Origin of the sequence: Acinetobacter sp. 22301 (assembly GCF_052045285.1) — a bacterium.
In the GTDB taxonomy this organism is placed as follows: Bacteria; Pseudomonadota; Gammaproteobacteria; order Pseudomonadales; family Moraxellaceae; genus Acinetobacter; species Acinetobacter pittii.
On sequence record NZ_JBQEOR010000006.1, the window covers coordinates 106164 to 127060 of the forward strand.

23 protein-coding genes and 1 tRNA gene are annotated in these 20897 nt (G+C 38.0%); 19 read left to right on the plus strand and 5 right to left on the minus strand.

Annotation, left to right across the window (positions count from 1 at the left end; translation table 11 throughout):
* The first annotated feature begins 90 nt into the window (after positions 1-90).
* The 12 genes from ACTJJH_RS11170 (at position 91) to ACTJJH_RS11225 (ending at position 10379) form a co-directional block, all read left to right on the plus strand.
* Positions 91-1467, plus strand: coding sequence for a Do family serine endopeptidase (locus tag ACTJJH_RS11170; protein ID WP_060464843.1), 1377 nt, complete (start codon positions 91-93; stop codon positions 1465-1467).
* Between the two features lie 122 nt (positions 1468-1589).
* Positions 1590-2042, plus strand: coding sequence for an acyl-CoA thioesterase (locus ACTJJH_RS11175; RefSeq protein ID WP_060464842.1), 453 nt, complete (start codon positions 1590-1592; stop codon positions 2040-2042).
* 175 nt (positions 2043-2217) lie between these two features.
* Entirely contained in the window at positions 2218-4035 is a 1818-nt protein-coding gene (gene lepA / locus ACTJJH_RS11180; protein ID WP_002118606.1) for a translation elongation factor 4, read from the plus strand.
* A 75-nt stretch (positions 4036-4110) separates the two neighbouring features.
* On the plus strand, positions 4111-4938 hold the full coding sequence (lepB, locus tag ACTJJH_RS11185) for a signal peptidase I (RefSeq protein ID WP_005067825.1): 828 nt from the start codon (positions 4111-4113) through the stop codon (positions 4936-4938).
* A 24-nt stretch (positions 4939-4962) separates the two neighbouring features.
* On the plus strand, positions 4963-5337 hold the full coding sequence (locus ACTJJH_RS11190) for a DUF4845 domain-containing protein (protein WP_032055219.1): 375 nt from the start codon (positions 4963-4965) through the stop codon (positions 5335-5337).
* Entirely contained in the window at positions 5309-6001 is a 693-nt protein-coding gene (gene rnc, locus ACTJJH_RS11195; RefSeq protein WP_005067830.1) for a ribonuclease III, read from the plus strand. Before ACTJJH_RS11190 ends, rnc begins: the two co-directional genes overlap by 29 nt.
* 11 nt (positions 6002-6012) lie before the next feature.
* Positions 6013-7035 (plus strand): GTPase Era, encoded by a 1023-nt coding sequence (gene era, locus ACTJJH_RS11200; RefSeq protein WP_079381034.1) that lies wholly within the window; start codon positions 6013-6015, stop codon positions 7033-7035.
* 17 nt (positions 7036-7052) lie between these two features.
* Positions 7053-7256, plus strand: coding sequence for an NF038104 family lipoprotein (locus tag ACTJJH_RS11205; RefSeq protein ID WP_005067833.1), 204 nt, complete (start codon positions 7053-7055; stop codon positions 7254-7256).
* A 9-nt stretch (positions 7257-7265) separates the two neighbouring features.
* The gene (gene recO / locus ACTJJH_RS11210) at positions 7266-7979 is read left to right on the plus strand and encodes a DNA repair protein RecO (RefSeq protein WP_016146115.1); all 714 of its coding nucleotides are present in this window, start codon (positions 7266-7268) and stop codon (positions 7977-7979) included.
* Positions 7980-7992: 13 nt separating this feature from the next.
* Complete coding sequence (pdxJ, locus tag ACTJJH_RS11215; protein ID WP_017386244.1) at positions 7993-8718, plus strand: pyridoxine 5'-phosphate synthase; 726 nt, start codon at positions 7993-7995, stop codon at positions 8716-8718.
* A 6-nt stretch (positions 8719-8724) separates the two neighbouring features.
* On the plus strand, positions 8725-9369 hold the full coding sequence (locus ACTJJH_RS11220; RefSeq protein ID WP_182917858.1) for a tRNA-(ms[2]io[6]A)-hydroxylase: 645 nt from the start codon (positions 8725-8727) through the stop codon (positions 9367-9369).
* 251 nt (positions 9370-9620) lie between these two features.
* Complete coding sequence (locus ACTJJH_RS11225; protein WP_032035927.1) at positions 9621-10379, plus strand: SDR family oxidoreductase; 759 nt, start codon at positions 9621-9623, stop codon at positions 10377-10379.
* A 168-nt stretch (positions 10380-10547) separates the two neighbouring features.
* Here the strand turns inward: ACTJJH_RS11225 and ACTJJH_RS11230 are convergent.
* Positions 10548-10623, minus strand: a tRNA-Asn gene (locus ACTJJH_RS11230).
* Positions 10624-10669: 46 nt separating this feature from the next.
* Here ACTJJH_RS11230 and ACTJJH_RS11235 point away from each other — a divergent pair.
* Together ACTJJH_RS11235 and ACTJJH_RS11240 are read left to right on the plus strand one after the other, a co-directional pair.
* Complete coding sequence (locus ACTJJH_RS11235) at positions 10670-10816, plus strand: hypothetical protein (RefSeq protein ID WP_079381033.1); 147 nt, start codon at positions 10670-10672, stop codon at positions 10814-10816.
* A 41-nt stretch (positions 10817-10857) separates the two neighbouring features.
* Positions 10858-11289 (plus strand): hypothetical protein, encoded by a 432-nt coding sequence (locus ACTJJH_RS11240; protein WP_017386246.1) that lies wholly within the window; start codon positions 10858-10860, stop codon positions 11287-11289.
* Between the two features lie 15 nt (positions 11290-11304).
* Here ACTJJH_RS11240 and ACTJJH_RS11245 read toward each other — a convergent pair whose 3' ends face one another.
* Complete coding sequence (locus tag ACTJJH_RS11245; protein WP_002119022.1) at positions 11305-11742, minus strand: PaaI family thioesterase; 438 nt, start codon at positions 11740-11742, stop codon at positions 11305-11307.
* Between the two features lie 239 nt (positions 11743-11981).
* Here ACTJJH_RS11245 and ACTJJH_RS11250 point away from each other — a divergent pair, with 239 nt between their 5' ends.
* Positions 11982-12824, plus strand: coding sequence for a DMT family transporter (locus tag ACTJJH_RS11250; protein WP_057085805.1), 843 nt, complete (start codon positions 11982-11984; stop codon positions 12822-12824).
* A 53-nt stretch (positions 12825-12877) separates the two neighbouring features.
* Here ACTJJH_RS11250 and ACTJJH_RS11255 read toward each other — a convergent pair whose 3' ends face one another.
* Positions 12878-14113 carry a pyridoxal phosphate-dependent aminotransferase gene (locus ACTJJH_RS11255; protein WP_060464837.1) on the minus strand — a complete coding sequence of 412 codons (1236 nt, stop codon included), beginning with the start codon at positions 14111-14113 and terminating at the stop codon, positions 12878-12880.
* Positions 14114-14321: 208 nt separating this feature from the next.
* Here ACTJJH_RS11255 and ACTJJH_RS11260 point away from each other — a divergent pair, with 208 nt between their 5' ends.
* Complete coding sequence (locus tag ACTJJH_RS11260; RefSeq protein ID WP_002118942.1) at positions 14322-14501, plus strand: hypothetical protein; 180 nt, start codon at positions 14322-14324, stop codon at positions 14499-14501.
* A 29-nt stretch (positions 14502-14530) separates the two neighbouring features.
* Here ACTJJH_RS11260 and ACTJJH_RS11265 read toward each other — a convergent pair whose 3' ends face one another.
* On the minus strand, positions 14531-15970 hold the full coding sequence (locus ACTJJH_RS11265; RefSeq protein ID WP_039759574.1) for a sensor domain-containing diguanylate cyclase: 1440 nt from the start codon (positions 15968-15970) through the stop codon (positions 14531-14533).
* Positions 15971-16145: 175 nt separating this feature from the next.
* Positions 16146-16937 (minus strand): A1S_2505 family phage non-structural protein, encoded by a 792-nt coding sequence (locus tag ACTJJH_RS11270; protein ID WP_002118650.1) that lies wholly within the window; start codon positions 16935-16937, stop codon positions 16146-16148.
* A 179-nt stretch (positions 16938-17116) separates the two neighbouring features.
* Here ACTJJH_RS11270 and uvrB point away from each other — a divergent pair, with 179 nt between their 5' ends.
* The 3 genes from uvrB (at position 17117) to rarD (ending at position 20877) form a co-directional block, all read left to right on the plus strand.
* Entirely contained in the window at positions 17117-19138 is a 2022-nt protein-coding gene (gene uvrB / locus ACTJJH_RS11275; RefSeq protein WP_002118463.1) for an excinuclease ABC subunit UvrB, read from the plus strand.
* 93 nt (positions 19139-19231) lie between these two features.
* Positions 19232-19819: a lipocalin family protein gene (locus tag ACTJJH_RS11280; protein ID WP_017402788.1), complete on the plus strand. Its 588-nt coding sequence runs from the start codon at positions 19232-19234 to the stop codon at positions 19817-19819.
* 110 nt (positions 19820-19929) lie between these two features.
* On the plus strand, positions 19930-20877 hold the full coding sequence (gene rarD / locus ACTJJH_RS11285; protein ID WP_014207355.1) for an EamA family transporter RarD: 948 nt from the start codon (positions 19930-19932) through the stop codon (positions 20875-20877).
* Positions 20878-20897: the final 20 nt, after the last annotated feature.

Sequence of the window (20897 nt, forward strand, 5' to 3'; positions counted from 1 at the left end):
AAATAAACATATTGTTACGCAAAACCTCAAAGCGTTGTGATACAACAGTTTTATCCTTATTCTCGTAGACCAATTGTGGGTGAGCACCGAATGAAATCTCGCTATTTACAACAAGGAATGTATGCAGCGGTATTTACAGTTGCTGCTGTTCAAGCAAATGCTGCTGTTGATTTTTCAAATCTTGTTGAACAAGTTAGTCCAGCAGTCGTGAGTGTAAATGTCGTAAAAAAAATGACTCAGGATGAACTGTTGCAGCAACAAGTTCCTGAAATTTTAAAACGTTTCTTTGGCAATCAGGTCATCATTCCACAGCAACAAGGTCCACAAGAAAAGACAGCTTACGGAAGCGCATTCTTCATTAGTAAAGATGGTTACTTACTCACAAACCACCATGTGATTGAAAATGCCTCTCGTATCAGCATCACTCTAAATGACCGCCGTGAAATTGATGCAACCGTGGTGGGTAGTGATGAGCGTACAGACGTTGCTTTGTTAAAGGTAAATGGAACTAACTATCCAGCTTTACGAGTAGGAAATGTTGACCGTTTACGTGTCGGCGAACCTGTTTTAGCAATTGGTTCGCCGTTTGGTTTTGACTACTCAGCTTCGGCAGGTATTGTTAGTGCAAAATCACGAAACATGAGCGGTGAAACTTCGGTGCCATTTATTCAAACAGATGTGGCTTTAAACCCGGGTAACTCTGGTGGTCCATTGTTTAACCAAAATGGTGAAGTGGTCGGGGTAAACTCTCGAATATTTAGTGGTACCGGCGGTTATATGGGCTTGTCTTTCTCTATTCCGATTGACGTAGCTATGGATGTTGCCGATCAGCTTAAAACAAAAGGTAAAGTCACACGCTCTTATCTAGGGGTGATGATGCAAGATATTGACCGAAACCTTGCTGATGCGTACAAATTACCAAAACCTGAAGGTGCTTTAATTACTCAAATTTCTCCGAACTCACCTGCACAAAAAGCAGGGCTAAGAGCGGGCGACGTGATTTTAAAATTAAATGGTGCGCCTGTACTTCGTACAAGTGATTTACTGTACGCATTAAACAAAGTACAGCCAAATCAAACTGTTCAGTTTGAAGTATTACGTGATGATAAAACACGTAATATTTCAGCGACTTTAACGACTGCACCAGATGAAACACCTGCTACTGGTTTACAAGGTGCTGCATCTAAGGGACCAGTTTTAGGCATGAGTATTCGTGATCTAGCTGAACCGGAAAAAAATGCGTTGAGTGTAAAAGGTGGTATTTTTGTACAAGATGTTCGCCGTGGTGGTTTAGCGTCATTGTCCAATATCATTCCGGGTGATGTGATTACCCAAGTCAATAATAGCCAAATTTTAAATAGTCAGGATTTTGCAAAAGTTGTTTCTAACTTGCCGAAAAATACTGTAGCACGTGTTGCTATTATTCGTCAGGGACAGCGCGCAATGCTTGGTTTACGTATTCAATAATCCTCAATCCAATCAATAAACCACCCTGAAAATGGGTGGTTTTTGTTATTTATCTTGAGCGTTTAGCGATATCTACCTACACTTATTTCAGTTTTAAGGTTAATAAATAAGAGTGTTCATTTGTGAGTAGTATTTTTGATTTACATATTCAGGTGCAGCCACATCATATTGATGCGTTGGGACATGTAAATAACGTAATGTATGTTCAGTGGATGCAGGATGTAGCGGCTGCCCATGTTGAAACTTTGGGAGTAGGGGTAACTAAATATCTTGAGTTAAAACACGCCATGGTCGCGGTTGAGCATCATGTGCAATATCGTAAAGCTGCTTTTGAAGGCGAACAAATTGTGTTACGTACATGGTTAGATGACATTAATGCACTTTATTCATTCCGCCAGTATGTGTTTTTTCGCCCATCAGATCAGGCCGTATTATTTGTTGGAAATACCAAATGGGCATGTATTGAAATTGCTACAGGACGTCCAAAACGAATGTCGCCAACTTTTACTCATGCATATACGCCGCTTGATTCAAGCATAAATCCTTATGATTTTACCGTTTCATATGCCCAATAGTTGGACGTAATACGCTTACTTTGACTGTCCTTTTTTAAAACATAAGTACAAAGCTCATGATTATTTTGGATACTTTAAAATATGCATCTGTTATAATCTCACGCAATTTATTTAACCGCTTTGGCTGTGTATTAAAACAAGCTACATAGCACTCTATATTTTCTCAAGGTAACCCATGGCGCAAGCTAAAAAATCCGTCGATATCAAAAATATACGAAATTTCTCGATTATTGCCCACATTGACCATGGTAAGTCTACATTGGCTGACCGTTTTATTCAGATGTGTGGCGGTCTACAAGATCGTGAAATGCAAGCTCAGGTCTTAGACTCAATGGAGCTTGAGCGTGAACGTGGGATTACCATTAAAGCCGCTTCTGTCACGCTGTATTACACCCATCCAAATGGTCAGGAATACCAACTTAACTTTATTGATACGCCAGGGCACGTTGACTTCTCCTATGAAGTTTCTCGTTCATTAGCTGCGTGTGAAGGTGCACTATTGGTTGTAGATGCTGCACAAGGTGTTGAAGCTCAATCAGTTGCAAATTGTTATACAGCAATTGAACAAGGCCTAGAAGTTCTTCCTATTCTAAATAAAATTGATTTACCACAGGCTGAACCTGAACGTGTCATTCATGAAATTGAAGAAATTATCGGGATTGAAGCGACAGATGCACCAACCTGTTCAGCAAAAACTGGTTTAGGTGTTGAAGGTGTACTCGAGCGTTTAGTCGATGTTATTCCGGCACCAGAAGGTGATCGTGAAGCACCATTACAAGCATTAATTATCGACTCATGGTTTGATAACTACTTAGGCGTAGTTTCTCTTGTTCGTATTAAACAAGGTCGTATCCGCAAGGGCGACAAAATGTTGGTTAAGTCGACAGGGCAAACTCATCCGGTCACTTCTGTGGGTGTATTTAATCCTAAGCATACCGAAACAGATATTCTCGAAGCTGGTGAAGTAGGTTTTGTTATTGCGGGTATTAAAGATATTTTTGGTGCGCCAGTAGGTGACACAATTACTCTTGCTTCTACACCAGACGTTGCAACTTTACCGGGTTTCAAAAAAGTTAAACCGCAAGTATATGCTGGTCTTTTCCCGATTGATGCCAGTGACTTTGAACCATTCCGTGAAGCATTACAAAAATTACAGATCAATGACTCGGCTTTATTCTTTGAACCAGAAAGTTCTGATGCATTAGGCTTTGGTTTCCGTTGTGGCTTCTTAGGTATGCTGCACATGGAAATTGTACAAGAGCGTTTAGAGCGTGAGTACGATCTTGACCTCATCAGTTCTGCACCTACCGTAATTTATGAAGCATTAACCAAGAAAGGCGAAACGATTTACATCGATAGTCCATCAAAAATGCCGGATGGATCGACCGTAGAAGATTTGCGTGAACCAATTGCTGAATGTCATATTCTTGTTCCTCAAGAATATTTAGGGAACGTAATGACGCTCTGTATCGAACGTCGTGGTGTACAAAAAGATATGAAATTCTTGGGTAACCAAGTTTCTATTACTTTTGAAATTCCGATGGCTGAAGTCGTTATGGATTTTTTTGACAGATTAAAGTCGTGCTCTCGTGGCTTTGCATCTTTAGACTATAACTTTGTACGTTTTGAAAGTTCAGCTTTAGTTAAGGTTGATGTGTTAATTAATAGCGAAAAGGTTGATGCCTTGGCTATGATTTGTCACCGTAATGATGCACGCCATCGTGGTATTGCATTGGTTGAGAAAATGAAAGACTTAATTCCTCGCCAAATGTTCGATGTTGCTATTCAGGCAGCAATCGGTGCGCAAATTATTGCCCGTTCTACTGTAAAAGCGATGCGTAAAAACGTATTGGCAAAATGTTATGGTGGTGACGTTTCACGTAAGAAAAAACTACTTTCTAAACAGAAAGAAGGTAAGAAACGTATGAAACAAGTGGGAAGTGTTGAAATTCCACAAGAAGCGTTCTTGGCTGTATTGAAAGTAGAAAGATAAGAAATGAGGGTGGGGAAAGTGAATAATTTCCTTTCCCCACTGTAATACAAGCAGCGAGGCTGCGAGTGAGGTCATGTGGATTTTGATTTTAATTTAATTCTTGTTCCAGTTACGCTGATTCTATTTGCAGTGTGGTTGTTAGATAAACTTGTATTAAAACAGCGTGCAAATAAAGGACGCGGGAACGAAAATTTTGTCATTACATGGGCCTATGACTTTTGGCCAGTTTTAGCTGTAGTACTTGTACTTCGTTCATTTCTTTATGAACCATTTAATATTCCGTCGGATTCTATGGTGCCAACTCTAGAAACTGGTGATTTTATTTTGGTGAATAAATTTGATTATGGTGTACGTTTACCTATTGTTAATAAGAAAATTATTGATGTTGGTGAACCAAAGCGTGGTGATGTAATTGTATTCCGTTATCCACCTCAACCAACAATTAGCTATATTAAACGTGTAATTGGTTTACCTGGTGATCATATTGTTTATGACCATGGGCAATTGATTATTAATGGGCAAAAAGTACCGAAAGTATTAACACAGTTCAGTCGTGAAAAAGATGTGATGGATACACCAACGTCTATTTATCATAAAGAGACGATTGGTGAGCATACCTTTACGATGCGTGAGCTTGAAGGCGTAAATGTGGCGCGTCAAGCACCGTTTATCAACTATGTTGAAAATGGTAAATATGCGAACCAAGACGGTTTATATTGGGAAGTGACTGTACCAAAAGGACATTACTTTGCAATGGGGGATAACCGCGATCAAAGTGCAGACAGTCGTTTCTGGGGGTTCGTTCCTGAAGAAAACTTAACAGGACGAGCATTCTACGTGTGGATGCATAAAGAACCGGGTTTACACCTTCCTAACTTTAGCCGAAATGGAAAAATAGATTAAAAACAACCATTAGGAAAAAAAGAAATGCGTAAGGCACAACAGGGTACTTCGTATTTAGCAATTTTATTTGGGGTGGTTATATTTGCGGTTGCAGTAAAAGCTGTACTTGCAGTTTGGCCAGCATATTGGGATGATCGGCTGATTAATAATCAGATAGAAGAGCTTTTACAAGAAAGCTCTTCTGAGATCACACCACAAAAGTTTGTAACACAAATGGATCAGCGACTCGAAATGAACAATATTCGTGATCTCCACTTTAAAGAGATCGCTCAAGTGTTTAATCAGTCAGGTCTAACGGTCAAAAAGAAATATGAAGTAAGAAAACCTTTCTTATTTAATATTGATTTAGTTTTAACATTTGAGAAGAGTTTTGATAAAACATCAGTTCAAACTAAGTGATCCTCGCTTACTGAGTCGAATCGGATATCAATTTAAGCAGCTTGAATTGTTACAGTTAGCTTTGACTCATCGTTCGGTGAGTCACAAATACAATTACGAGCGCTTAGAGTTTCTCGGTGATTCATTATTAGGCATGATAATCGCTAATTATCTATATCATGCCTATCCAAATGAAAATGAAGGCCGCCTCACGCGTATGCGAGCGACTTTAGTTCGTCAGGAAGCTTTAGGTAAGATTGCAACAGATTTGCAACTTAGTCGGTGTTTAATATTAAGTACAGGCGAGTTGAAGTCTGGTGGTCATCATCGTGAGTCAATATTAGCAGATACGGTAGAAGCGATTATTGGTGCAATCTATCTTGATAGTGGTGATCTCAACTTACTTAAAGATATTGTGCTAAAATGGTACATACCCTATTTAGACCATATAGAACCTACGGATCAACTCAAAGATCCCAAATCACGTTTACAAGAGTATCTACAAGCACGTAAAAAACCTCTCCCTGTTTACGAGGTTGTAGATATTCAGGGTGATGCACCTCATCAGCACTTTAAAGTGGAATGTGTGGTAGATGGTTTACCGAAGATTTATGGTGAGGGTTCAAGTCGTCGTTTTGCCGAGCAGGCAGCAGCGGCGGAAATTTTAAAGTTATTGGAGCAATAACCTGCATGTCGATGCATTCTGATCAAATCAATCCAGATTCAAATGAAAACCAAGATCCTAATAATCTGATTGATCAATTTTTTAGTTCCAAAGGCGTAACAATCCCTTCGGATTTTAAGAGCGGATTTGTGGCGATTGTAGGACGTCCAAATGTGGGTAAATCTACCCTCATGAACCATTTATTGGGTCAAAAACTTTCTATTACCTCGCGTAAACCTCAAACAACACGTCATAAAATTATTGGTATTGATTCGCGTGAAAAAATGCAGGCGGTATATGTAGATACCCCAGGTATGCATAAAAAAGAAGTGCGTGCTATTAATAAAATGATGAACCGTGCTGCTCATTCTGCATTACGTGACGTTAACTTAGTTTTATTCGTTATTGATGCTTATAAGTGGACTCAAAACGACGATTTAGTGCTTGAAAAACTCAAGAACGCTGAAATGCCGGTTATTTTAGTCATTAATAAGGCTGACACTTTTGAAGATAAAAGAGAGATTCTTCCTCTCATTCAAGAACGTGCCAAACTTATGAATTTTGCTGAGATTGTTCCTGTTTCTGCTTTGCGTGGTGCAAACTTAGAACACTTGAGTGAAACGATTGAGAAATACCTTCCTTATCAACCACCATTGTATTCATTTGATCAGATTACTGACCGCTCTGAACGCTTCTTGGCAAGTGAAATTATTCGCGAAAAAATCATGCGTCAGTTGGGTGAAGAGCTTCCTTATGATTTAACAGTACAAATTGAATCTTTCAAAACAGAAGAAGCAACTGTTAATGAAAAAACTGGTCGTTTAAAACCAGCTTGTACCTATATCGATGCAACGATTTTTGTAGACCGCGCTGGTCAAAAAGCCATTGTGATTGGTGAAAAAGGTGCCAAGCTTAAAACGATTGGTATGGATGCTCGTAAAGACATGGAAAAAATGTTTGAGCAAAAAATTATGCTCACACTTTGGGTGAAAGTGAAGGGTGGCTGGTCTGATGATGAGCGTGCTCTCAAAAGCTTAGGATACAGTGATATCTAAAGGATAAGGATGCTGGTATGAAAACAATTACATCATTAATCGCTATAGTTGGATGTACATTGATGTTACAAGGTTGTGTATATAAGCTTGTAACCGTACCAGTAGGTATCGCCTATAAAACTACTAAAGGTGTAGTTAAAGGTACAGCAGCTGTTGTAGGTGCTGTTATTCCTGACGGTGATGATGAGGATGACAAAAAAGAAAAAGAATCTGAGGAATAGATTCTTTTTATGATGCGCAATGAAGTCCTCCATGGATATATGATTCATCACCGTAAGTACCGTGAAAAAAGTCATATTGTGCATCTTTTTACTCAGGAATATGGGCGAGTCGATGGTATTTTAAGACAGACTCCGCCCCCTCAATATCAGCCTATTCGGCTACAAGCCACGGGTAAAAGTGAACTCAAAAATTTTACTAAGCTGGAAATATTAAATCAGCCTGTTTTCTTTTTTGGTGATGCTTTTTTTGCTGGTTTTTATCTAAATGAAATTGTTCTTAGACTTTGCCCATTAGAAGAGGCAATGCCGCAATCTTTTGAGCAATATCAATTAACTTTGCTTCAATTACAGCAATTATCTTCCCATGAAAATCCTGATCTTTTTCTGAGACAGATTTTGCGCCAGTTCGAACATGTTTTACTTCCTGAGCTGGGTTACGCGATTGATTTCTCAATTGATACTCAACAACAGCCAATACAGGCCCACCAGTTTTATCAATTTCAGGTAACTGAAGGTTTTGCACCCGTTGTTCAGGCAAGCCGCTCTTCATTGTCAGGTAAAGCAATTTTATCTATGTTGGATTATGAGCAAGGTCAGGATTTTTCTCACGAACAATTGCAATTATTAGGTAAACTATACCGTCAAATGATTACATCGCTTTTAGGAGATCGTCCCCTAAAAAGTCGACAATTGTGGATTCAAAATACTCAAACTCAATCGTAATTAGGATTTATTTATGGCTGCATTGCTTGGTGTAAACATAGACCATGTTGCTACTTTGAGACAGGCGCGCGGTACTACTTATCCAGACCCTGTAGAAGCTGCTCTTATTTGTGAACAAGCTGGTGCAGAGGGGATTACTTTGCATTTGCGTGAAGACCGTCGCCATATTCAAGATGATGATGTACGTCGCATGCGTCCATTATTAAAAACGCGTATGAACCTAGAGTTAGCTGTTACTGATGAAATGGTCGAGTTTGCGAAAGAAATTCAGCCGCAGCACGTGTGTTTTGTTCCAGAAAGACGCCAAGAAGTAACAACTGAAGGCGGTTTGGATGTAGTGGGTAACTTTGAAAAAGTTAAAGCTGCAACTCAAACTTTAGCAGCTATTGGTTGCGACGTATCATTATTTATTGATGCTGATTTAGCCCAAATTGATGCAGCAGTTGCGTGTGGCGCACCTACGATTGAGTTGCATACAGGTGCATATGCAGATGCGGAAACAGAGCAAGATCAACAAGCCGAGTTAGAGCGCATTATCAAAGGTGTTGAATATGCAGCTTCAAAAGGTTTGGTTGTAAATGCAGGTCATGGCCTTAACCTTAAAAATATTGCGCCAATTGCAGCTATTCCACAAATTCATGAATTAAACATTGGTCATTCAATTATTGCTGAAAGTGTTTTTGTAGGTCTGGTTCAAGCTGTTAAAGATATGAAAACAGCGATTCAGGCAGCTGGATAGTTGGTTATGTCGAGTATCAATTACGATGAATTAATGCAACCTGTGGTGGCCTTTTTAGGATGTCAAACACCAAATGCATGGTTGGATGAGGCAATCAATAATTTAGATATCTTGATGCAAGATCATGCTAATTGTGAAAAGAAAGCTGCTAGTACAGCAATGAACTTAATGTTCCGCTATAGCTTCTTTCCTGACTTACAAGTAAAACTTGCTCAACTTGTACGAGAAGAAATGCTTCACTATGAACAAGTACTTGAGCTTATGGCTAAGCGCGGTCAAGAGTGGACTGGTTTAAGTGCTGGGCGTTATGCAGGTGGGTTGCGTAAAGAGATTCGTACGTATGAGCCTGAAGCTTTAATTGATGTGCTGGTGATTGGGGCATTCGTAGAGGCTCGTTCATGTGAGCGTTTTTATGCACTTGCTCCGCGTGTAGATGATGAGTTAGGACGTTATTATCGATACTTGCTTAAGTCAGAGTCTCGTCATTTTGAAGACTATCTCGCACTTGCGCTTGATGTGGCAACCACTGCAAAAATGAAAGATCCTAAAGAGGATATTCAGCAGCGAATTGATCATATCCGTGAAGTTGAAAAGAATCTGATTTTAACCCCAGATAATACTTTCCGTTTTCATAGTGGTATTCCTGCTTAGTCTTGGATGTCTCAAATAAAAAAGTTTACCTTTCACGGTAAACTTTTTTATTAGGTAAGCATGTTCTGCTTTTAGTTTTTTAATGCATATAATTATTTAATAAATATATTTTTTATAGATTTTAATTTCTCTTAAAATTTTTAAAAAACTTTTATTTTTTTAGGCTAATAATAAATATTGTGTAAATATAAAGGCTGATATGTTCATCATGAGTTCAACTGAAATAGTTGATCATTTCTAAGGATATAAGAATGTTAGCATTAGTTACAGGTGCCTCAGCGGGTTTTGGTTATAGCATTTCAAAAAAACTGATTGAGTTAGGATATAACGTTATTGGTTGCGGAAGACGAGCAGAAAAACTAGAAGAACTAAAACAAGAACTTGGTGAAAAATTCTACCCATTAGTATTTGACATGACAGATACGGCAGAAAATATAAATAAAGTATTGGTTGATTTGCCAGCCGAATTTCAAATCGGCCAAATTGATTTATTGGTGAATAATGCAGGTTTGGCATTAGGATTGGAACCAGCAGATAAATCAGATCTAGATGATTGGTACACGATGATTGATACCAATGTTAAGGGGCTTGTTACGATTACCCGATTAATTTTGCCAAGTATGGTAAAGAAAAAATCAGGTTTGATTATTAATATGGGGTCTATCGCAGGCACATATCCATACCCAGGGGGCAATGTGTATGGGGCAACCAAAGCATTTGTGGAGCAATTTAGTCTAAATCTTCGTGCTGATTTGGCTGGTACTGGTGTGCGCGTAACTAACATTGAACCAGGGTTGTGTGGAGGTACTGAATTTTCTCTTGTGCGTTTTAAAGGTGATGAGGATAAAGTAAACAGTCTATATGATAAAAAGAATCCACTCTTGCCTGAAGATATTGCAAATACAGTAGCTTGGATTGCTTCACAACCTCCACACATTAATATTAATCGTATTGAAATGATGCCGACCACTCAATCTTTTAATCCTTTAAAAGTGGTTGAAGTGGAATAATAATTTAAGAAGAAAATATATTCTTTCGAGTTAGGTTAGAGCGTTAAACCTAATAAAGACTCTAAGAAAAAATTAAATCCTCTATCTGCTGATAGGGGATTTTTTATAATTATTGATAAATTTATGGCAAAAAAAAGCCCGCTTTAATGCTGCGGGCTTTTTAGTATTTGGCTCTCCCACCTGGGCTCGAACCAGGGACCTGCGGATTAACAGTCCGTCGCTCTACCGACTGAGCTATGGGAGAATCTGCATGAGATTATAAGGAGATTTTGAGAAGGGTCAAGTCTAAATTGTCATGTTTACTTCATTTTTGTGTCGTATGCTTTTTATTTGATCAGTTGAGTGATGAGTTAAGAAATTACTTGCACTTTAAAAAATCAATTGCTAGATTCAAAAAAGAACAAGCGTTTGGAGAAATCCAAACAGTGTGGATTTAAACCAACTTGCCAGCACTAAAATGGCTAAATCGGAGATAAGTATGAAAACGCTTACGATCGCTTCTATTTTTTCTAATTTTGATTTCTATCAACACAATTATCTCAATATCTTAAATCAATCAGAATCTTATTACACACTTGTAGAAGGTGCATGGATTAATGCTTATCCTTTCAAAAAGCAGGATTTATATTTAGGCGATTTATTGCAGCTTTGGTTTAGCGCTAAATGGAATGTGCATAATTCACTTAAGATTTTAAAAAGCTCGAAACTACTAAACTCTTCTGAATCTTTATATATTTTTCAATTAGAAGGGGAGTTATTGTTGGGTAAAAATAAAGTTTTAGCTTGGTCTGTAGAGCATCAAGAAATTATAGAACTTCAACTTAAAAATATTTGGGCGCCGTATGTGATTGCACAAACTTGTGAACGTCCAGATAATTCAGATGACTTAATAAAAAAGGCAGCGGTTTAAGGCTGCCTTTAATGATTATGGACGAATAATCATGCAGGTTGCTGTTGCATAGGCATACAGTTTACCTTCCTCATCAATAATCTTTCCTTCAGAAATACCTAAATTTTTACTTAAATTAATAACTTTGCCTGTTGCAATTAAAGCCTGATTTTGGGGAATAGGGCGGCACATTTTTACGTTAAGGTCGATTGTGCCGTAACCTACACCCGCAGGTAACATCGTATGTACTGCACAGCCAGTCACTGAATCTAGGACGGTGGCAGCAAAACCACCATGTACGCCACCGAGTGGATTTAAATGGTTATGATCTGCTTGGGCTTTAAAGGTAACAGATCCTTCTGAAATTTCAGTAGGTTGCATAGGTATTGTTTTACTAATGCTGGCAGGTGGAATATGGCCTTCTATCATTGCTTGTAAAAATTCAAGGCCAGTCATTTCCATCGGATTTTTCATTTTTTGGGTCCTTTAATTTTTTAAGTTCCAAAATAGAACTTGATATTAGCCTATTATTAAGTCATCGATAAGTCAATTCTATAGTTAAAGATTGAACTGATAAGTTGAATTTTAAAATTTTGTTCATTTAATATAAAATTCCTTTATTATAAAAATTGAATTAAATGAGTTGCATAATGAATTAGATAGATAAGAAAGACTTCTTTTACATTATAAGAAATAACAGGAGCATAAGGACAATGCTTTTTAAAATTGCACTCATAATGGCCGCTTTTGCAGCAAATTCTGTATTGTGTCGTTTGGCTTTGGTTGGCCGACATATTGACCCAATGACTTTTAGTCTAATACGAGTGGGAAGTGGTGCGGTTGTTTTATTTGGACTGTTTTTATATTCAAAATCGTCTCAAACCAAAGTCCAATGGAGTTTAAAAAACGCATTTTTTCTAGCGGTTTATATTTTGGCATTTTCGTATGCTTATCTTCAGATCGACGCTGGTATTGGTGCTCTGTTATTGTTTGGGGTTGTACAGCTGACTATGGTGCTTTATGGCTATTGGCAGGGTGAACAGATTGGCATATACCGTGGTATAGGCTTATGTATTGCTTTGGCTGGAATAATTGTTTTGTTATTACCCGATACTCATGCGCCTGATTGGGGATATGCTCTAATTATGGTGATATCTGGGTTGGCATGGGCAGGATACAGCATTGCTGGTCGTAATATGACACAACCGATTGGTAGTACGTTGGCAAATTTTACGCTAGCTGTGCCAATGGTTTTGTTGGCGAATGTATTACTTGCCCAAGATCGCTACATTGACATGCAAGGATGGATCTTAGCGATTTTGTCGGGCGGTGTCACTTCAAGCGGGGCTTATGTACTCTGGTATGTAATTTTGAAGCATATTGATCGGGTGACAGCGAGTACAGTACAGCTAAGTGTGCCATGTTTGGCGATTATAGGTGGAAGCCTATTTGTAAATGAGACTGTGACAGGGCGAGTGATTTTATCGAGTTTTATGGTTTTATTTGGAATTTTATTAGTCATTTATATAAGACCTCAAAAAGCCAAAAATGCATAAGTGAATGAAAAAAAGGGTTCTCTCAAGAGAACCCCTTTTATGCAAAATGCAGATTATTTCGCAGCTTTTTCAGCTTCAATTGAAGCGATAGCAGCGTCTACACCTTCAATTGAATCAGCAGCTTTTTTGATACGTGCTAACGCATCAACAAGTACTTCATCAGCTGTTGCATATGAAATACGCATAAAACCGCCTAAACCAAATGCATCACCAGGAACAACTGCTACGCCAGTTTCTTCTAGTAACCATTCAGAGAACTCTGTGCAAGATTTTAAGCCTTTTGCACGAATAAGAGGGCGAATGTTTGCATAGGCATAGAAAGCACCATCAGCAGGTAAGCAAGAAATACCTTTAATATCATTTAAGCCATTTACAACTAAGTCATGACGGCGTTTAAACGCTTCAATCATAGGTTGTAAAACGTCTTGTGGACCATTCAATGCAGCTTCAGCAGCAACTTGCGAAATAGAAGTTGGGTTAGAAGTTGACTGTGATTGGATCTTTTTCATTGCACCAATGATTTTTGCTGGGCCGGCTGCATAGCCAATACGCCAACCTGTCATTGCATATGCTTTAGAAACACCGTTTAAAACAATCGTGCGGTCATATAAATCTGGAGCAACAGTTGCGATGTTGTAGAACTCATCTTCCCAACGAATCGGTTCATACATATCGTCAGATGCAACAAATACTTGTGGATGACGGCGTAAAACTTCAGCTAAAGCTTCTAATTCAGCTTTGCTATAAATCATACCTGTTGGGTTAGATGGGCTGTTTAATACAACTAAACGAGTCTTAGGTGTAATAGCAGCTTCTAATTGTTCAGGAGTGATTTTGAAGCGTTGGTCTTCGCCACATTTCACAATGACTGGAGTACCTTCAGCAATAATGACCATATCTGGATAGCTTACCCAGAAAGGTGCTGGAATGATAACTTCATCGCCTTTGTTTAATAGAGCAAGTGCCAAGTTAAAGAAGCTTTGCTTACCACCACAAGAAACCAAAATCTGGTTCGCTTGATAATCAAGATTATTATCACGCTTGAACTTAGCAATAATTGCTTTTTTTAACCCAGGAGTACCATCTACAGCCGTATATTTGGTGAAACCATTATTAATCGCTTCGATTGCAGCATCTTTGATGTGTTGAGGGGTATCAAAATCTGGCTCGCCAGCACCTAAACCAATCACGTTCTTGCCAGCAGCTTTAAGTTCAGCAGCTTTGTTTGTTACAGCAAGTGTAGGGGACGGTTTGATAGCATTGACACGATCAGAAAGACGTACGTCCACGGCAATATTCCTCTTATGGGATTAAAAAATAAAAAGCATACTATCTTATCGCAAAAATTAAGCAATTTGCGGATACGGGTATTTTTAGATGTAAAAAAGTTTAATTTAAGAAGGTTCTTGTTGCTGTTTTACTCAATTGAAGCTTTTTTGAAAAGAAATGATAAAAATCATTTATAATAGGTCGCAATCGAAATTTCGAGAATGAATCATGACTGAGCAACAGCCAAAACAGAAAAAGGCTTTGGTGAAATTGCCATTCCCAATGCCGAATGAAAGCAATCAAGCAGATGATGCGGTACACAACCAAGTGCGTCCAAAACCAGAGCAATACGCGGATAGAACATGGATGCCTCCACGTGGTACGCGTCGTTCTATGGGAAAACGCTAATTTTGAAAAACAGGCAATATGCCTGTTTTTTATTGATTGAATAAAATTTCTTGATAATAACTTTTTTTCTTTTGATACATGTGATGGTCTGCTCGTTTTAACATGTCCTCAATTTGTTCATTTGTTTGAGTGGTTGCATGTCCAATTGCAATACTTACTGGATGGCTTGAATAGTATTGATTGTCGATATTAAAAAGCTCCTGAATCGTTTGAAGCATAATTTGAACGTTCGCTTCATCTGCACCTGGCATTAAGATCACGAACTCATCGCCACCTATTCTAGAAGCCGTATATGCTGTATTTGAAATAGCCTGACTTAAAATATTTCCAACACGGCGTAATAAACCATCTCCAATATCATGCCCAAACTGGTCATTTGTTTCTTTTAATCCATTCATATCTAAAAAAATTGAAGAAACTGGTCGAATAATACTTCGGTTTAAGCGATTAAGTTCCTCTGTAAAAAAAGCACGGTTATATAGTTTAGTAAGAACATCGTGTTGCCCTAAATATTCAAGATAGTTTTCCGCTTTTTTCCGGGCAGTAATATCTGTCAGCGCAACTTGCACTAATCCCCAAGTCTCTTCATATCCCGGAAAAACGGTAAATTGAAGCAAGACATTTCTGATTTGGCCATCTAAAGCGTAGTTAACGGCTTCACGTTTATGATGGATATTACCTTGCCATAACTCGATGAGTTGTTCTCGAAAGGTTTCAACCATTTCTTCAGCGAAAATCTTATGTGTATTTCTTAAAAGTGTCGACTTATCAGGAGCTTTAAATAAATCTATCGTGGCCTGATTAACATCTAAAATTAAAATATCTTCTACGCACTGGCGGACAAATTCAGGATGAACATCGAGAAAAGTTCTGAAGTCTTCAATTCCCAATAGCCTGAGTTGATCAATTCTATTCTTTATACGGCTGAAATCCTCGACCCACAGCGAAGTAGGCGAGTAGATAAACATAGATTCAGCCAGTCGACGATTTTTTTCTTCCTGACGGAGTGCATTTTGATAAGGGGTAATATCTTCTGTAGTAATTAATACCCGCTCAAAAGTAGATTCAGAACCAGGTAAAATGGAACCTCTTAGCTGAACATCAATACGTTTGCCTGATAAAGTGTAATTCACAGTGGTGCTTGAAAAATGGGTTTTGCCATTCCATAACGCTTCAAGTTCATAAATATGTGATTCGAACATTTCCTTTTTAAAAATAAGATTCAAATTTGAATATAGTTCTTCGCGTGTTGTTGCTTCAAAAAGTTCTAAAGTTTTTTGGTTAACACGAATAATTTTAATTTTATGAGCGCATTCGATAACTAAGTGTTTATTTTGATTTAAAAATTCATGGAGATTTTCAATTCCTTGCTTTCTCCATAAATCAAATTGTTGTTTAACTTCACTGAAATCCTCAATCCACATTGGAATTGGGCTAAGGTCAAAAATCGAAGAATCTAAAGTTTCCATATGTTTCTTTAAGTATTCAGTTTGCCTTAAAGTATAATGAGAAAAATTAAGATTTGGGAGGATAAAGAGTTTAAATATATTAGAATAATTAAAAATAAAAGGATTAAACGTAAGGAAAAATAAAATAATGAGAAAGCAGAGATTATCTGCTTAACTCATAAATTCATAAGAAAACTTAACGATTAATCGGGTGATCAATGTTTTTTTCACCACGCCATAACTTAATAAAATCTTGCTCATCAAAATCGTAAAGTTCCATCAGTGCAACAACAGCACTCACAAAAATCATGGCACCTTCAGAGTTTCCATGAAGATTGAAAATTTTACCGTTTAACTTCCCTAAAATATCACTAAGCTCATGATCACGGCCTCGTCCATAACGATCTCGTGGATACAACTCTTCATTTAAGACAATAAGAGCTATGGCTTTCTCAGCATCTGATAAATCAGTTTTATCTAAAGCTTCCTCAAATGATTCACTGCCATGATTAAAGTAAAAAATAACTTCATCATTAATGAAACTTTGTACCATCTTTTGAGTTAAAGTCGGAAATTGAGATACTGCATTATCTTCTACATAGGGTTTAAAAGATTCCGGAAAGATAACGTTATGATAAATCCCTTTAAAAAGAGGAGCGATTTCAGAAACTTTATAGCCTGCGATGCCACAACCTAATGCAGTAATGAAATATTTCATTTTAGGATGATTTTTTGTGTATATCTTAAAGTCTTCAACATAATGCTGAATTTGTGAAAGTGGCATTTGTTGAATGTGTTCATTTAAAGTTGGGATTGCAAAGCTTTGACCAGCCCAGCCACGACCTACACCTTCAACTGCTCCGAAGTGCTGACTTGCAACGCGCGCTGCACCACTACCGTGTTGTCCAGCAAGATTACTTCCAAATACAAAAACTGTATCCTCGGGAAGTTCGGTTACAATACTTTCATCATGATATTGATAGGTCATGGTTATACTTTTTGTTTAATGGATAGCTTCATGTTGCAACCGATTAGGGTATTGGTCAAGTGTTAAGATGCTTAATCTTTTACATTGAATTTCAAGCTCAATTTAGACTTTAAATTAAGATAAAAATCCCCATTAAAAGGGGAGACGTTAAATTCAATTTTTCATAAAGAGAGATAACTTTGAACGAAAATCAACCTTTTGATTTGGTCACTCATTATCAGCCAGCAGGTGATCAGCCACAGGCCATTGAAAAGCTGGTAAATGGTATCGAGCATGGTTTTCGTAATCAGTTATTGCTGGGTGTAACTGGCTCGGGTAAAACCTATACCATGGCGAATGTGATCGCTCAAACACAGCGACCTACAATTGTGATGGCTCATAACAAAACTTTGGCTGCCCAGCTTTATGGAGAGTTTAAAGCGTTCTTCCCTAATAATGCGGTTGAGTATTTCGTAAGTTACTATGATTACTATCAACCCGAGGCTTACGTTCCATCCTCAGATACTTTTATTGAAAAAGATGCTGCCATTAACGATCACATTGACCAGATGCGACTATCAGCAACACGTGCTTTATTAGAGCGTCGTGATGCAATTATTGTGGCCTCGGTTTCTGCAATTTATGGTTTGGGTGACCCAAATGCTTATATGCAAATGTTACTGCATGTGGTTGAGGGCGACCGTGTAAGTCGTGATGAAATTATCCGCCGTTTGGTTGAAATGCAATATACGCGTAATGAACTTGAGTTCTTACGTGGTACATATCGAATTCGCGGCGAAATTATTGATATTTTCCCTGCCGAATCTGATCAACATGCGATTCGTATTGAACTATTTGATGACGAGGTCGATTCGATCCGTTGGTTTGACCCGTTAACGGGTAAAATGGTCCGTAAAGTTCCACGTGTTACGATTTATCCAAAAAGCCACTATGTAACGCCGAAAGATCATCTAACTCGTGCTATTGATACAATTAAAGATGAGTTACAAGATCAACTTAAATTCTTCCGTGAACATGACAAATTGCTGGAAGCCCAGCGTATTGAGCAGCGTACCCGTTATGATTTAGAAATGATGCAACAGTTGGGCTATACCAATGGTATCGAAAACTATTCACGTCATTTATCGGGCCGTCCAGCTGGTGAAGCGCCTCCAACTTTATTTGATTATGTACCAGAAGATGCATTACTGATTATTGATGAGTCACACGTTACAGTTCCGCAAATTGGGGCGATGTATAAAGGTGACCGATCACGTAAAGAAAATTTAGTGAATTATGGTTTCCGTTTACCAAGCGCACTTGATAATCGACCAATGAAATTTGAAGAGTGGGAACGCATTGTGCCGACGACTATTTTTGTCAGTGCAACACCTGCTAAATATGAGCTAGAAAAGTCTGACCAAGTGGTTGAACAAGTGGTACGTCCAACAGGACTAATCGATCCAGAAATTGAAGTTCGCCCAGTACTTACTCAAGTCGATGATGTTCTTTCTGAAATTAATATTCGTAAGAACCTAAATGAACGTGTGTTAGTGACTACTTTAACAAAGCGTATGGCGGAAGATCTGACTTCTTATTTAAAAGAATATGGGGTTAAAGTCGCTTATTTACACTCGGATATTGATACGGTTGAACGTGTCAAAATTATTCATGAGTTACGTACAGGTGTATTCGACGTTCTAGTCGGTATTAACTTGTTGCGTGAAGGTCTCGACATGCCAGAAGTTTCTTTAGTTGCTATTTTAGATGCAGATAAAGAAGGTTTTTTACGTTCAGAACGCTCACTCATTCAGACAATTGGTCGTGCCGCGCGTAACGTGAAAGGTAAAGCAATTTTATATGCTGACCGAATTACTGATTCTATGCAAAAAGCAATAGATGAGACTGAACGCCGTAGAGCTAAACAAATCGAGTTCAACGAGTTGCATGGTATTACGCCACGTAGTGCTGTTCGTCAGGTCATCAAAGAAATTGATTCAGGCGAAGTGCTTTCAGACGACGAAATTGATGAGAAGGTGCTTGAACAAGCACAAGCTTTAAGTGCTGACGAAAGACATATTCTCTCTGATCCAAAATTGTTTAGTAAGCATATTACTAAGCTTGAAAAAGAGATGTTAAAAGCTTCGAAAGATTTACAGTTTGAGCAAGCAGCACGGATACGTGATGAAATCATTCGACTAAAAGCGCAAATGTTGCAATAAACGAATACATAACGCTACATAATGTGTTTAAAAAACAAGCTACTGTAGATATTTGAGTTCTTTTGTATTCACAACTAATCGTTGAGGGCAACAATGGCATTTCGAAATAATGTTCCGCAAGCCAGCTGGCGTTTGGCTAAAATTGCGTTGGGCGGTGTCGTTTTGGCTGGTTTGGCTGTTGGAACCTATGTCTATGCCCAGCCGAAACCTTTGCAAACTGTCTATAAAGTTGAACTGGACCGATATTTAGGTGTTTGGTATGAAGTCGCGCGTAAACCTGCATTTTTTCAAAAAAAGTGTGCTTATAATGTATCTGCAACCTACACCTTAAACGAAAATGGAAATGTAGTAGTAGATAATCGCTGCTACGATAATAGAAAACAATTACAGCAATCTATCGGGGAGGCTTTTGTGGTTAACCCGCCATATAACACCAAATTGAAGGTAAGTTTTTTACCGGAAGCTGTAAGATGGATTCCGGTAATTCGTGGGGATTACTGGATTTTAAAGCTAGATGAAGACTATCAGACTGTTTTGGTTGGGGAACCTTCACGTAAATACCTTTGGGTGTTATCAAGAGACCCTCATCCAGAGCAAGAAGTGGTAGATGAATATTTAAATTATGCAAAAACATTAGGTTTTGATATTCGAGATATTATTCGTACAGAACATAAAGAATAGTGGTATATGTCTGTTTAAGAAAAAACCATGTTTTTACATGGTTTTTTCTTTTTTATAGTGGATAAATCAAGTATTGTAGTGAGTTGTTTTTACTAAAGTCTAAGAGGTTTATGATGTTTAAGGGCGTGATCTTGTCTGTCATGGCATCATTCACTTTTGGTGTACTTTATTTTTATACTCAATTATTAAGCCAGCTAGATAGTGAGCAAACTTTTGGATGGCGGATTATTGCAACACTACCGTTCCTTACTTTATTTATGTGGTGGAGTGGTGATTTAGCCTATATCAAGAATATCTACCAACGTATTTTGGCTAAGCCTTCTTTACTATTATTATTAATCACAACCTCTATTTTAACCTCAGTACAACTTTGGCTTTTTTTGTGGGGGCCGATGCATGGGCGTGGGTTGCAAGTCTCTTTGGGATATTTCCTATTACCGCTGGTTCTTGTCTTAGCTGGAAGTGTGTTGTATGGCGAAAAAATATCAAAATTTCAATGGGTAGCAATTATTCTTGCAGTTATTGGCGTTAGTCATGAAATATGGCGTTTGGGAAGTATTGCTTGGGAAACTGCATTGGTAGCAGTTGGATATTCTGCCTACTTTTTATTACGTAAAAAAATTAAAACAGATAATTTAGGGGGCTTTTGGTGGGATTTGGTCATTATTATGCCCGTTGCGATTTATTTAACTCATACAGGTTTGCTGCCATACAGTAAATTTATAGACCAACCAAGTCTTTCTTTGATCATTATTGGGCTTGGAATTTTAAGTGCTATTGGTCTGGGAAGTTATATTCTGGCAAGTCGCTTTCTACCTTTAGTTGTGTTTGGACTTTTAGGATATTTGGAACCTGTATTACTGGCTTTAGCTTCTTTAGTTTTAGGGGAGAGCATTGGCCAAGAAGAATGGTTCACTTATATTCCGATTTGGTGTGCTGTTTTTGTACTCGTTTTAGAAGGAGCTATTCATCTTTATCAACAACGGCAAAAAGCCCAAAATCTGCAACTTAATATCACGAAATATCAAAAAAGATTAAAAAATGATGAGTTCAATTAGGTCGTCAGAACCTAAAAAGT